We start from the raw sequence: 14312 nt of genomic DNA, 5'->3' as shown, positions 1-14312 counted from the left end.
GAAAAAATAAAAATGTTATCAGGATCTGAGATGGTTGTTCAATCATTAGTTGACCAAGGTATTAAATATATTTTTGGATATCCTGGAGGCGCAGTATTAGATATATACGACGCCTTGAAATTCAACACTAATATTAAACATATTTTAGTACGTCATGAACAGGGAGCAACACATATGGCTGATGGATATGCAAGAGCTACTGGAAAAGTAGGAGTCGTACTAGTAACATCAGGTCCCGGTGCTACTAATGCCATTACAGGAATTGCAACAGCATATATGGATTCAATTCCTATGGTAGTAATATCAGGTCAAGTAGCGTCATGCTTAATAGGTTATGATGCATTTCAAGAATGCGATATGATCGGGATTTCTAGGTCAATAGTAAAACATAGTTTTTTAGTAAAAAAAACTGAAGATATCCCGATCACCTTTAAAAAAGCCTTCTGGTTAGCATCAAGTGGTCGACCAGGACCAATAGTTATAGACCTCCCAAAAGATATACTTAATTCATGTAACAAAAAGTCATATCAATGGCCTTCTAAAATAAATATAAGATCATATAATCCTATAACTGAAGGAGACACTAAACTTATCAATAAAGCTATAGATATCTTAAAGTCAGCTAAAAAACCCATAATTTATGCCGGAGGAGGAATCATCAGTTCAAATAGTCACAATGAATTAACAGTGTTTGCAGAAAAACTTAATATTCCAGTAACTACTTCTTTAATGGGTCTCGGAGCTTTTCCAGGAAATCATCCTCAAAATCTTCAAATGTTAGGAATGCACGGAACTTATGAAGCTAACATGGCTATCCACCACTCAGACGTTATTCTAGCAATTGGAGTACGATTTGATGATAGAACAACCAACAATGTAGAAAAATATTGTCCAAACGCTAAAATTATACATATTGATATTGATCCTACATCTATATCAAAAACTATCACTGCTCACATTCCAATACTAGGAAATGCTAAAAATATATTGCAACAAATGTTAAAAATTGTAACTAATAACTTACTCACAAAAAGATCACATCGTTTAAAAAAATGGTGGGAAAAAATAAATGAATGGAAAAAAACAAATAGTTTACATTACAATGAAAATGAAAAGAATATTAAACCACAAAAAGTTATTACAACGATTTGGAAGTTAACTAAAGGAAATGCTTATATTTCATCAGATGTAGGACAACACCAAATGTTTACAGCCCTGTATTATCCTTTTTGTAAACCAAGGAGATGGATTAACTCAGGAGGATTAGGTACTATGGGTTTTGGATTACCTGCTGCTTTAGGTGTAAAACTAGCATGTCCAAAAGACATTGTTATATGTATTACCGGAGACGGAAGTATTCAAATGAACATTCAAGAGCTATCTACAGCTATGCAATACAACTTACCAATCTTAATATTAAATCTGAATAATAAATCACTAGGCATGGTAAAACAATGGCAAGATATAATTTATTCAGGTCGACATTCTCACTCCTATATGGAATCGTTACCTAATTTCGTTAAGTTAGCACAATCATATGGACACATAGGAATATCGATTAAAAATCCAAAAGAACTAGAAACAAAATTAAAATTATCTTTAAAAAAACTAAATAAAGGAAATTTAGTATTTGTTGACATAATCATAGATACTTCTGAACATGTATATCCTATGCAAATCCGAAATGGTGGCATGAACAATATGATGTTAAAAAAGAACGGAAAGACAGTTCTATGAAAAAAACTATAACTATTTTATTAGAAAACGAATCTGGAGCATTGTCAAGAGTAGTAGGATTATTTTCACAAAGAAGATATAATATAGAAAGCATTACAGCAACACCTACTGAAGACCCGTCATTGTCAAAAATTACTATACAAACTATAGGCGATGAAAAGACAATCGAACAAATTGAAAAACAACTACATAAACTCATTGATGTACTAAAAGTAACTGAGATAAAAAATAAAGACTACTTAGAACGAGAAATCATATTAGTTAAAATTAAAAATACCAAAAATAGCATTAAAACAAAACTTAAAAAAATTACAAATATTTTTCAAGGAATTATTGTAAACGTAACATCTTTACATTATATAGTAGAATTATCAGGAACTAATAATAAACTGAATTCATATTTAAAAATTATTAAAAATATATCTGAAATTATAGAGATATCTCGTTCAGGAATAATTAATATTTCTAAAAATTAAAATGTAAATTCATTCAAAATTAAAATCCCCATAAAATATTATGGTTAAAAACATATTAATATAATCAATAAAATCATGAAAGATCTCACTATAAATCATATACCAGTTTTACTGAAAGAAGTAATCCAATCTTTAAAAATTACAAGTAATGGAATTTATATTGATTGTACATTTGGATGTGGTGGGCATACAAAAGAAATATTAAAACATTTAACTAAAGAAAATAAATTATATGCTATTGATAAAGACCCATCTTCTATTAAAATAGCTAAAAAAATAAAAGATCGTAGATTTCATATCATTTCAGGAAATTTCTCTCATATTTTAAAGAACTTTAGAAAACAATATACTCAAGAAAAAGTACATGGAATATTATTAGATTTAGGTATATCATCAATGCAAATTAACGATTCCCGTAGAGGGTTTTCTTTTCTTTCAGATGGTCCACTTGATATGCGAATGAATCCTACTATAGGAATAACAGCAGCTCAATGGCTAATGAAATCTAATTTAAAATCACTTTCAAAAGTATTGTACAATTTTGGAGAGGAACGTTTTTCAAAAAAAATAGCTAAAACTATTATAAAACAAAACCAAATTATACCTATTACTAGAACTATTCAACTCACTACACTCATAAAAAAAATTGTTCCAAAACGAAGAAAACATCCAGCTACAAAAACTTTTCAAGCTATTAGAATACACATTAATAAAGAACTAGATGAATTAAGTAAAGTCCTAAAATATGCGTTAAAAATATTAGCTCCAAATGGAAGATTGTTAGTTATCAGTTTTCATTCTCTCGAAGATCGCATTGTTAAAAAATTTATGCTTAAAAATAGCACACTTCCATTTATTCCATCTGGAATAGCTATTACTGAAACACAACTAAAAAATCTAAAGAAACTAGAATTAAAAATCATAAAAAAATTTTTTCCAACACAATCTGAAATTCATTCTAATCCAAGAGCACGAAGTGCAATTTTAAGAGTAGCCGAAAAAAAAGGCATTAATGAATAACAATACTGACACCTTACCTAAAATAATTTTGAAAGATATAATAAAACTACATAAGCACGTTTTAACTTTGATTTTAATGATTACCGTTTTTTCAATTTTAACAGTTATTACAATACAAAAAACTAGACTATTAATTTCACAAGAAGAACAATTAAATGAAATTAACGAAAAAATGAACCTAAATTGGAGTAACTCAATCTTAAAAAAATCTTATTAACTTCTCATGAAAAAATTGAAAAAGATGCCAAAAAATTTAATCTAATATTTATAAATTCGTCCAAAAAAATACTATTTTTAACGATAATTGAACTAACATAATAGGAAATCTTTAAATTAATGAAACACATTATTGACGACCTACAATTTAATAACGTACCAAGAAAATATTATTATTTTAATAATAGAATATTTTTTCTGTTAAGTATAATAATATTGTCTATTATTTTTATTTTATATAATATTACTAAATTACAAGTATTTAAAACTAAGCAGTTAATACAAGAAAATGACTTTAGAACATTAAGAATACAAACAAAACCAAATTTGAGAGGAACGATTAAAGATAGATCAGGAAACCTTTTAGCTTTAAGTATGCTTGTAAACAATATTTGCATAGATCCAAAACTATTTTTTTTAAAAAAAAAACCATTTTAAAAAAACAATGGAATACACTGTCTAATATATTAAATATGCCATTAAAAGAAATTCTATATAAAATTAAATATTTCAAAAATAATCGTTTTACATATTTAGCTAAAAAAGTAAGTCAAAACATTGGAAAACGTATAAAAAAACTAAATTTTCCAGGAATTTACGTCACGAAAGATTTTCAAAGATACTATCCATTTGGAACTTTAACTTCGCAATTAATTGGATTCACTAATATTGATGGAATCGGAATTGAAGGAGTAGAAAAAAGCTTTAATAACACACTTGCAGGAACTCCAGAAAAACGAAAAATTAGAACTGATAAATTTGGAAATGTTATCGAAAATATAACATTAATTAAAAAAAATGCTCCACACGATATCAATTTAAGTATCGATATAAGATTACAAGAAGTCATATGTCGTGAATTAAATTATGCCGTAGATCTTAATAAAGCTAAATCTGGAACAGCCATACTCATAAATATCAAAACTGGAGAAATCTTAGCTATAGCTAATAGCCCTACATATAATCCAAACAATTTAAAGAACGTATCTATGGAATTAATTCGAAATAAAGCTGTCACTGATGTTTTTGAACCTGGATCTACCGTTAAACCTATGATAATTATGAAAGCGTTACAAAAAAAAATTATCACTCCAAAATCTGTAATTAATACTACTCCATTTATAATAAACAAACATATAATACAAGATGTGTCATATCATAAAGAATTGTCAATAACTGATATTTTGAAAAAATCTAGTAATATAGGAGTATCTAAATTAGCACTATTAATGTCAGAATCTGAATTAACTGATATTTACTCTAAATTCGGTTTAGGAAAATCTACTAATTCAGGACTAATAGGAGAAACAAATGGTATCTACCCTAAAAAAAAGAACTGGACAAACTTAGACAAAGCAACGTTTTCTTTTGGATATGGTTTGATGGCTACCCCTCTTCAATTAGTGAATGTATATACAACAATTGGTAGATACGGATTGTATAAACCATTATCTATTATTAAAGTAGAAAGCGAAACTAAGGGAATACAAATATTTTCTAAATCTTTAGTAAAAATTGTTCTCAATATGCTTCAATCAGTTACTCAACCAGGAGGAGTAGGAGAAAAAGCAGCGATAAAAGGATACAAAATTGCTGTAAAAACAGGAACTGCGAAGAAAACAAATTCACAAGGAAAATACATTGATAGATATGTTGCATATACAATCGGAATAGCTCCCATTAGCAATCCCAAACTTTCTTTAATTATTATTATTAATGATCCAAGAGCAGGAAAGTATTATGGAGGTGCAATTTCAGCTCCTGTATTTCATTCAATTATGAGCTTTGCATTAAAAACGAAACATATTAAACCTGATAACTTACTAAAATAGTAAAATACTGGAATAAAATGGAAAATAACTTAAAATTTTTGTTAAAACCTTGGATAGAAATCAAAGATTCTTTAGAAATAACTGGAATTACATCAAATAGTAAAAATATTAAAAAAAAAACTTGTTTTTAGCATTAAAGGGAACTAAATACCACGGAAAAGAATTTATTCAAGAAGCTATTAAAAAAGGAGCTATTGCTATTCTATGTGAAACAAAAAAAAAAGAACTGCATGGATACATTAAACATATAAAACAAAGCATTCCTATAATATATTTTTTAGAACTATCAAAATATCTTTACGAAATATCAGAAAGATATTACCAAATTGTCAATATATCAAAACTAATTGGAGTAACTGGAACAAACGGAAAGAGTACTGTTACTCATATTATAGCTCAATGGAGTTATTTATTAAAAAAAAAAATAGGAATCATGGGAACTTTAGGAAACGGAGTTTATAATAATCTCCAACCGTCTCTAAATACTACTGAATCACTGATAAATATACAAAAATTTATAAAAGAAATGAATAAAAAAGATGTAAATACTGTCGCTATAGAAGTATCTTCACACGGAATACTACAAAATAGAATTTCAAAGTTACGTTTTCACATAGCGATACTTACAAATATCTCTTCAGATCATTTAGATTATCATAAAACCATAGAAAACTATATAAAAACAAAATGGAGTTTTTTTTCTACAAATACCATTAAAACATTTATAATAAATTATGACGATTACTTTGGACATATTTGGACTAAAAAACTTTCTAAAAAAAATACTATCGTTGTAAGCATAAACAAACATTTTAAATATTATTTATTTAAAAAATGGATATATGCTCACAAAATTATAAATAACATAGATGGCACTATAATTTTTTTTAAATCTAGTTGGGGGCAAGGAAAATTAAATAGTAAGTTAGTTGGGGACTTTAATGTTACTAACATGTTGTTAGCTTTAGCTGCATTATTAAAGTTAAAATATCCATTTTCATTATTAATAAAAAAATGTAAAAAAATAAAAACTATTTCTGGAAGAATGCAACACTTTAAAATTACTCAAAAACCATCTATAATTGTTGATTATGCACATAACGAAAATGCTCTCAAAAACGTATTAACTTTTGTACGAAAACAATACCACCATAACATATGGTGCATCTTTGGATGTGGAGGAGATAGAGATAAATCTAAACGATCTTTAATGGGGCATATTTCGGAAAAAATAGCCGACAAAATAATTTTAACCAACGATAACCCAAGGAATGAAGATCCTATGGAAATTATTAATGAAATTATGAAAGGATTTCAATCAAAAAAAAATATTTATATTATATTAGATCGAAAAAAAGCTATTCAATTTGCAATAAAAAATGCGAAAACTTCTGACTGCATTCTAGTATTAGGAAAAGGTCATGAAACTTACCAAATTATAAAAGAAAAAGTTTTATATTTTTCTGATTGTGAAACAATTAAAACATTATTAAAACAACAAATATGATTCCACTCTCCTTTAAAAAAATACGTTCTATTACAAATGGAATTTATTTTAACGCAAAAAATATAAAAAAACAAAATTTGATTTTTTCTATTATAAATATCGATTCAAGAAAAATTACTCCAGGATGCCTATTTATAGCCCTAGTAGGAAAACGTTACAACGCACATGATTTTATTCCAGAAGCGATCAAAAAAGGAGCTGCAGCCATTTTATTAGAAAAAAAAACTAATATAAACATTCCTCAAATTATCGTCAAAAATACCATTCTAGCGCTAGGAAAAATAGCACTATGGATTAGAAAAAAAAGTAATGCTAACGTAATCGCAATAACTGGATCTTCTGGAAAAACATCAGTTAAAGAAATAGCTACTTCCATATTTCAATGCTATGCAAAAACTCTGTCAACATTGAAAAACTTTAACAATAATATAGGGGTACCATTGACCTTATTAAATTTGAATAAATCACACAAACATTTGATTGTCGAAATTGGAGCCAATCATCCAAAAGAAATCTTATATTCTACAAATATAGTAAAACCTAATATTGTATTAATAAACAACATTCATCCCTCACATTTAAAAGGATTTAAAACTTTGTTCGGTGTATCTAAAGCAAAACAAGAAATTATTTTAAAATTGTCTCAAAACGGGACAATTATTTGTAATGCAGATAGTCATCATTGGAATAAATGGAAAAAAAATGCGGAAAACCGAAACATAATTTGGTTCTCAATAAAAAAAAACCCAATTATTCGCCAGCAATATTATTCTTAATAATAAAGGTTCTTCATTTAAATTACACTCCCCTTTCGGAAACGTTAACATTAATATTCCATTATTAGGATTTCATAATATTTCTAATACTCTCGCAGCAATTTCTATAGCAATAGCATCTAAAATTCCATTTAAGTTTATTCAACTCGGATTGTCTAAAATTTCTAAAATATCTGGACGACTAGAAATAATTAAAATAAATAAAAATATAACTATTATTAATGATACTTATAATGCTAACGTTGCATCCATGATTGCAGCAATTAAAGTTTTAGAAAATATGCCAGGTTATACAATTTTTGTTTCTGGAGATATGTCTGAACTAGGTAAGATGAGTATCTTATATCACAAAATAATCGGGAATGTTATTTATATGTCTAAAATAAATAATGTCATGAGTATTGGGAAATTAAGTCTAGAAATAAGTAAAAATAGCCAGAAAGGACAACATTTTTATTCTTTTAATATGCTAATAGAAAAAATAATAAAAAAAACATTAAAACACAAAAAAATAACAATTTTAATAAAAGGATCAAGGAGTGAAAAATTAGAAAAAGTAGTTAAAAAATTAATTCAGGAGTACCGAAATGATCTTACTAATTCTTAAATATTTTTTTTATGCATATTTTAAAACTCACTCGAACTTAATAAAACGTTCCATCTTTAGTCTATTAACAGCTCTTACTTCTTCTTTATTATTAGGACCCATTCTAATTAATTTCCTAAAAAAAAACAAAATTTATCAAGTTATTCGCGCTAACGGCCCAAAAATACATTATACAAAAAAAAACGTACCTACTATGGGGGGATTTCTAATATTATCTTCTATTATTATTTCTATCTTTTTATGGGCTGATTTGTCTAACATATATATATGGAATACACTTATAACGTTGATAGGATTTGGATTAATAGGGTTGATTGATGATTATAAAAAAAATTATTATCAAACATCAACAGGATTGTCATACAAATCGAAACTTATTCTTTTATCTATAATGTCTATTTTTTCTATTATTTTGATTCTTTCCACAACTAAAAATAATTTTTTTATTCAATTGATATTGCCAACTAAAAAATATATATTAATTAATATTAAAGTAATATATATTGCTTTACTATATTTTATATTGCTAGGATCTAGCAATGCGGTAAATTTAACAGATGGACTAGATGGACTAGCTATTGTTCCTATAATTTTTATAACTACAGGATTATACTTTTTATCAATTATTTCTGGAAATGTAAATTATTTACAAAATTTTAACATTATATACACACCTAACATTGATGAATTAGCAGTTTTTTGCTCTGCTATCATAGGATCTGGATTAGGATTTTTATGGTTTAATACCTATCCAGCAAAAATATTTATGGGGGATATTGGATCTTTATCTTTAGGAGGAACTATAGGAATAATAGCAATATTATTGCATCAAGAGATGATATTTTTCATTATGAGCGGAATATTCATTATTGAAACTCTATCAGTAATTATTCAAGTAAGTTATTTTAAAATTAAAAAGAAAAAAATATTTAAAATGACACCTATACATCATCATTATGAACTAGAAGGGTGTCCTGAACCAAGATTAATAGTGAGATTTTGGATAATTTCTTTAATATTTACAATATTAGGACTAGATTTCATACTTAAGGTCAATTAAAATGTATAATTATCATAAAAAAAAATATTAATATTAGGAATGGGATTAACAGGAATTTCTTGTTTAAAGTTCTTTATATTAAAAAACATATATCCAAAGATACTAGATTTTAATAAAGATCCTAAATATATTCAACATGTAAAAAACTTTAAAAATATAATATATCACGTTGGTTCAATAAATTATAAATGGATACAAGAATCCGAATTAATCATAGTTAGTCCTGGAATATCTCTATATCATCCAGCAATAATATTTGCAAAATTAAAAGGCATTGAAGTAATTGGAGATATTGAATTATTCGTAAGAGAAACCAATACTCCTATAATTGCCATTACTGGATCTAATGGTAAAAGCACAGTAGCAACAATGGTAAAAGATATATTAAAATTTTCTGGAATTAAAGTATACTTAGGCGGAAACATTGGACTACCCGTACTTAACATTCTTAATCACTCTGCAGAAATATATGTAATAGAATTATCTAGTTTTCAATTAGAAACCGTTATTAGCTTAAAAGCTAGAGTTGCAACCGTTCTTAATATTAGCCCAGATCACATGAATAGATATCCATACGGTATAACTGAGTATATCAAACAAAAATTAAAAATTTATAATAATGCTATGTTTTCTGTTTTAAATTTAGATGATAATTTATCTTTTAACCCTAAAATTAAAGCATATCCACATATTACATTCGGAACTCTTAAGGGTGACTACCACTTAAAAGAAAAGTCTGGAAATTATTGGTTGTTTTATAAATCTAAAAAGCTATTAAATACTAAACATTTAAAAATATCAGGTAAACAAAATTACGTTAATGCATTATCTGCACTATCAATTGTTCATAAGTTTAAAATAAACATTGAAATTAGCTTAAAAGCTTTGAAAAATTTTTCAGGACTACCTCATAGATTTCAAATAATATGTAAAAGAAATGATGTAACATGGATAAACGATTCTAAATCCACTAATATTGGAAGTACAAAATCAGCTATAGAAAACATTTTACCATACGCAAAAAAAAAGATTAGACTGATCTTAGGAGGAGATGGAAAATCAGCTAATTTTTCTTTATTAATACCTTATCTTAAGAATAAAAAAATAAAAATTTACTGTTATGGTATGAGCAAAAACATATTGTTTCAGTTATGTCCCGAAAAATCAATACGTTTAAAAACATTAAATAATACTGTATATTTTATAGCAAAAATAGTAAAACCTGGAGATATAGTGTTATTGTCTCCCGCTTGTAGTAGTTTAGATCAATTTTCTAATTTTAAAGAACGTGGAAATACTTTTATAAAATTAATAAAAGAGCTACATTAATGAAATTAAAAAGTTCATTTTCAAAAATAAATATTCTTAAAAAAAACGCGAAATTCAAAAAACAAACTGTATACGATTCCAAATTAGTATGGTGTACTATTTGCTTATTACTAACTGGACTAGTTATGGTAACTTCCTCTTCAATTTCTATAGCTAATCGTATACATGGAGATTTATTATTTTTTGCTAAGAAAGAAATTCTATACCTAATAATAGTTTTATTTTTAACAAATATATTTCTTCAAATACCTATACGTTTTTGGAAAGTACACAGCATAAAACTTTTTCTAATTTCTATTATTTCTTTATTACTGGTTCTAATAGTAAGCACCCCTATTAATGGTTCTCTCAGATGGATTGGATCAAGTTCAATTCATATACAACCTTCGGAAGTGTCTAAAATAGCTATATTATGTTATTTTTCTGACTATGTATCTCGAAAACATCACGAAATTATTAATAGTTTTTGGGGATTCTTGAAACCCATAGGAATTATCTCTATTATATCTATATTGTTACTAATAGAACCCGATTTAGGGACAGTTATTATATATTTTATTACTATATTATCTTTACTATTTATTATTGGAGCACAAATTTGGAAATTCATTCCTATATTTGTATTAGGAATAGTAATTATTATTGTATTAACTGCCTCTATACCCTATCAAAATAAACGAATATTATCTTTTTGGAATCCTTGGAAAGATCCATTTGGATCAGGTTATCAATTAACACAATCATTAATGGCTCTAGGAAGAGGTAATATATTTGGAGTAGGGTTAGGAAAATCTATTCAAAAATTAGAGTATTTACCAGAAGCACATACTGATTTTATCTTTTCCATAATTGGAGAAGAACTAGGATATTTTGGATCTTGTATCATATTATTTATGATATTATTTCTTGCTTTTCGTGCAATAAAAATTGGAAAAAAAGCATTAAAAAATAATAATTTTTTTTCCGGATATTTTGCTTTTTCTATTGGAATCTGGTTTATTTCTCAAACTTTGATTAACATTAGTACTACTATTGGAATATTACCTACTAAAGGCTTAACCCTTCCTCTTATTAGTTATGGTGGATCTAGCTTAGTAACTATATCAATTGCAATTTCTATACTCTTACGTATTGATTTTGAAACACGAATGAGCAAAAAAATTTATCAAGGCTCTCAATGAAAAAAAAAACAATTATTATTATAGCAGGTGGCACTTGTGGACATATTTTCCCTGGATTAATCATTGCTAAAAAATTAATACAAAAAAATTGGAATGTATTTTGGTTAGGAACAAGAAATAGACTTGAATCCATAATAATACCAAAAAATAAAATTCCAATTCAATTTATTGATATAGATTCAATAAAAAAAAAATTTTTTAGTTTAATTAAATTTTCTTTTCAAGTCCTTCGAGCTTGTTACCAATCTAGATGTATCATAAAATGCATCAAACCTAATATAATATTAGGAATGGGAGGATACATTTCCATTCCAGGAGGAATAATATCAACTTTATATAGAATACCATTTTTGATTCATGAACAAAACAGAGTAGCAGGTTTATCTAATAAGTTTTTATCAAAGCTATCTACTAAAACTATGCAAGCATTTCCAGGAACAATATCAAATGCACAAACAGTTGGAAATCCATTAAGAAAAGAAATAATCAATTTTTCTCATTCTAAAAATCGTTTCAAGAATAGAACAGGACCACTTAGAATACTAGTCTTAGGTGGAAGTCAAGGAGCTCAAATTTTTAATTCTACACTTCCTGAAATTGCTTTTTCTTTAAAAAATAAAATTATAATTTGGCACCAAGTAGGAAAAAACAATAAAGTTGAAACATTAAGAAATTATAAAAAATTTAAAATTTTTCCATATAAATTAAATTCTTTTATAAAAAATATAGAAAAAGCATATTCTTGGGCAGATATGGTTATTTGTCGTTCTGGTGCTATTACTGTAAGTGAAATCGAATATATTGGTTTACCTGCTATATTTATTCCCTATCCTCACAAAGATAAACATCAATATTGGAATGCTTATCCGTTAAAATTAAAAGGAGGAGCAATAATAATAGAACAAAATTCTTTTAAGAGTCATAAAATTGTTAAAATCTTAAACAATATAAATCGAAAAATAATTAATAAAATGTCAAAAAAAATACATTCAAAATTAACAATCAATTCTGTTAAAAAAATTGTTAAGATAATTAACAATATAGCTTCAATTTCCAATAATATTGACTAATTAAATTAAAAATAAAGTAATACATAAATATATATATGAATGATATTATAAAAAATAATAAAACATATCAATTTAATTTACTCACTTCTAAAACGCATTACATTACAAATATTCACTTTGTTGGAATTGGTGGGATAGGAATGAGTGGAATAGCTGAAATTTTACTAAAGCAGGGTTATAACATAAGCGGTTCCGATTTAGTACCTACTCATATTACACAAAAACTAATTAGTTTAGGAGCAAAAATATTTTTTAATCATTCTAAAAAAAATGTTAAAAATGTACATATTGTAGTAACATCTAGTGCAATATCACTTTCTAATCCTGAAATTATAAAAGCAAAATCTTTAAATATTCCTATAATGTCAAGAGGAAAAATGCTGTCAGAAATAATAAGATATAAATATGGAATAGCAGTATCTGGAACACATGGAAAAACTACTACTTCTTCAATTATATTTAGCATATTTCATAATAGTTTTCTAGATCCAACATTAATTACTGGAGGATATCTTAAAGAACTTAACAACAGCATAAAATTAGGAAAAAGTCCTTACTACATAGTAGAAGCAGATGAAAGTGATGCTTCACTACTATATTTAAAACCAATAATTGCTGTAATAACTAATATAAATGATGATCACCTAGAAAACTATAACGGAAACTTTAATAATTTAAAACTCACTTTCATTAAATTTATTCAAAATCTTCCAAATTACGGAACAGCAGTAATATGCATCGATAATAAAAATATTAGAAACATTATGTCATTAATAAAATGCAATGTCATTACTTACGGATTTAGCGAAGATTCAGATATAAAAATAAATAAATATAAACAAAACAAATTTTCTAGTCACTTTAAAATAGTAAAAAATAATAAGCAAATATTAAAAATAATTTTAAACATCCCCGGAAAACATAATGCCCTTAACGCAGCAGCAGCAATAGCTGTTGCTATTCAAACAAAAATTAGTAATACTAATATTTTTACGTCATTAAAAAATTTTAAAGGAGTTGAACGTAGATTTGAACTATTAGGAAATGTTTCAATAAATTATCCGAAAAACAAAAAAAACAAAATAATTATTATTCAAGATTATGGACACCATCCTAATGAAATTTTAGAAAGTATCAACACCGCTAGATCAGGATGGCCCAAAAAAAAGTTAATAATGATTTTTCAACCACATAAATATACAAGAACACATTATTTATTTGAAGATTTTATAAAAATTTTAAAGAAAGTAGATGAATTATTTTTATTAAATCTTTATTCTGCTAACGAAAATGTGATTTTAGGATCAGATAGTTTCGCTTTATACAAAGAATTATATAAACACAAAAAAGAGTCCGTTAATTTAATATTAGAACATAAAAAAATGTTTAAAATGTTAAAAAGTAAACTATCAGGAAACGATTTACTCTTGATACAAGGAGCAGGAAATATTAATATTATAGTAAAAAAACATATCATAAAAAATTTTAATATATAGAAAAC

Annotated in this window: 13 protein-coding genes and 1 pseudogene; all 14 read left to right on the top strand. The window is 26.2% G+C overall.

Annotation, left to right across the window (positions count from 1 at the left end; genetic code table 11):
- Nucleotides 1-6 precede the first annotated feature (6 nt).
- The 14 genes and pseudogenes from ilvB to murC all read left to right on the top strand — a co-directional run bounded on the left by ilvB (nt 7) and on the right by murC (nt 14307).
- On the top strand, nt 7-1737 hold the full coding sequence (gene ilvB / locus U0T63_01050; GenBank protein ID XBC39487.1) for a biosynthetic-type acetolactate synthase large subunit: 1731 nt from the start codon (nt 7-9) through the stop codon (nt 1735-1737).
- Complete coding sequence (gene ilvN, locus U0T63_01045) at nt 1734-2213, top strand: acetolactate synthase small subunit (GenBank protein XBC39424.1); 480 nt, start codon at nt 1734-1736, stop codon at nt 2211-2213. Before ilvB ends, ilvN begins: the two co-directional genes overlap by 4 nt.
- A 75-nt stretch (nt 2214-2288) precedes the next feature.
- Nucleotides 2289-3233 carry a 16S rRNA (cytosine(1402)-N(4))-methyltransferase RsmH gene (gene rsmH / locus U0T63_01040; protein XBC39423.1) on the top strand — a complete coding sequence of 315 codons (945 nt, stop codon included), beginning with the start codon at nt 2289-2291 and terminating at the stop codon, nt 3231-3233.
- Nucleotides 3226-3450: a cell division protein FtsL gene (locus U0T63_01035; protein ID XBC39422.1), complete on the top strand. Its 225-nt coding sequence runs from the start codon at nt 3226-3228 to the stop codon at nt 3448-3450. The genes rsmH and U0T63_01035 overlap by 8 nt, the downstream gene beginning before the upstream one ends.
- Before the next feature lie 119 nt (nt 3451-3569).
- The gene (locus tag U0T63_01030) at nt 3570-3887 is read left to right on the top strand and encodes a hypothetical protein (protein ID XBC39421.1); all 318 of its coding nucleotides are present in this window, start codon (nt 3570-3572) and stop codon (nt 3885-3887) included.
- A complete protein-coding gene (locus U0T63_01025; GenBank protein XBC39420.1) occupies nt 3842-5281 on the top strand; it encodes a penicillin-binding transpeptidase domain-containing protein in 1440 nt (479 codons plus the stop codon). The genes U0T63_01030 and U0T63_01025 overlap by 46 nt, the downstream gene beginning before the upstream one ends.
- Nucleotides 5282-5402: 121 nt before the next feature.
- Complete coding sequence (locus U0T63_01020) at nt 5403-6788, top strand: UDP-N-acetylmuramoyl-L-alanyl-D-glutamate--2,6-diaminopimelate ligase (protein ID XBC39419.1); 1386 nt, start codon at nt 5403-5405, stop codon at nt 6786-6788.
- Nucleotides 6785-7613: pseudogene (locus U0T63_01015) on the top strand (Mur ligase family protein). Before U0T63_01020 ends, U0T63_01015 begins: the two are co-directional and overlap by 4 nt.
- A 102-nt stretch (nt 7614-7715) precedes the next feature.
- Nucleotides 7716-8171 (top strand): cyanophycin synthetase, encoded by a 456-nt coding sequence (locus U0T63_01010; GenBank protein XBC39486.1) that lies wholly within the window; start codon nt 7716-7718, stop codon nt 8169-8171.
- Nucleotides 8152-9231, top strand: a complete 1080-nt coding sequence (gene mraY, locus U0T63_01005; protein ID XBC39418.1) for a phospho-N-acetylmuramoyl-pentapeptide-transferase — start codon at nt 8152-8154, stop codon at nt 9229-9231. Before U0T63_01010 ends, mraY begins: the two co-directional genes overlap by 20 nt.
- A gap of 24 nt (nt 9232-9255) precedes the next feature.
- Nucleotides 9256-10560, top strand: coding sequence for a UDP-N-acetylmuramoyl-L-alanine--D-glutamate ligase (murD, locus tag U0T63_01000; GenBank protein XBC39485.1), 1305 nt, complete (start codon nt 9256-9258; stop codon nt 10558-10560).
- Nucleotides 10560-11741 carry a cell division protein FtsW gene (gene ftsW / locus U0T63_00995; protein ID XBC39417.1) on the top strand — a complete coding sequence of 394 codons (1182 nt, stop codon included), beginning with the start codon at nt 10560-10562 and terminating at the stop codon, nt 11739-11741. The genes murD and ftsW overlap by 1 nt, the downstream gene beginning before the upstream one ends.
- The gene (murG, locus tag U0T63_00990; GenBank protein ID XBC39416.1) at nt 11738-12811 is read left to right on the top strand and encodes an undecaprenyldiphospho-muramoylpentapeptide beta-N-acetylglucosaminyltransferase; all 1074 of its coding nucleotides are present in this window, start codon (nt 11738-11740) and stop codon (nt 12809-12811) included. The genes ftsW and murG overlap by 4 nt, the downstream gene beginning before the upstream one ends.
- Nucleotides 12812-12846: 35 nt before the next feature.
- On the top strand, nt 12847-14307 hold the full coding sequence (murC, locus tag U0T63_00985) for a UDP-N-acetylmuramate--L-alanine ligase (protein XBC39415.1): 1461 nt from the start codon (nt 12847-12849) through the stop codon (nt 14305-14307).
- Nucleotides 14308-14312 lie beyond the last annotated feature (5 nt).

It is taken from the genome of Buchnera aphidicola (Nurudea shiraii) (genome assembly GCA_039829955.1).
Lineage (GTDB): Bacteria > Pseudomonadota > Gammaproteobacteria > Enterobacterales > Enterobacteriaceae > Buchnera_B > Buchnera_B aphidicola_AY.
Note: the sequence above shows the minus strand (reverse complement) of the source record. Positions and strands in the feature narration are given on the sequence as shown.

What these genes read in the sequence shown, in the direction of transcription:
- ilvN (XBC39424.1), top strand. Translation starts at nt 1,734, where the DNA reads ATGAAAAAAACTATAACTATTTTATTAGAAAACGAATCTGGAGCATTG.
- rsmH (XBC39423.1), top strand. Translation starts at nt 2,289, where the DNA reads ATGAAAGATCTCACTATAAATCATATACCAGTTTTACTGAAAGAAGTA.
- U0T63_01035 (XBC39422.1), top strand. Translation starts at nt 3,226, where the DNA reads ATGAATAACAATACTGACACCTTACCTAAAATAATTTTGAAAGATATA.
- U0T63_01030 (XBC39421.1), top strand. Translation starts at nt 3,570, where the DNA reads ATGAAACACATTATTGACGACCTACAATTTAATAACGTACCAAGAAAA.
- mraY (XBC39418.1), top strand. Translation starts at nt 8,152, where the DNA reads ATGATCTTACTAATTCTTAAATATTTTTTTTATGCATATTTTAAAACT.
- ftsW (XBC39417.1), top strand. Translation starts at nt 10,560, where the DNA reads ATGAAATTAAAAAGTTCATTTTCAAAAATAAATATTCTTAAAAAAAAC.
- murG (XBC39416.1), top strand. Translation starts at nt 11,738, where the DNA reads ATGAAAAAAAAAACAATTATTATTATAGCAGGTGGCACTTGTGGACAT.
- murC (XBC39415.1), top strand. Translation starts at nt 12,847, where the DNA reads ATGAATGATATTATAAAAAATAATAAAACATATCAATTTAATTTACTC.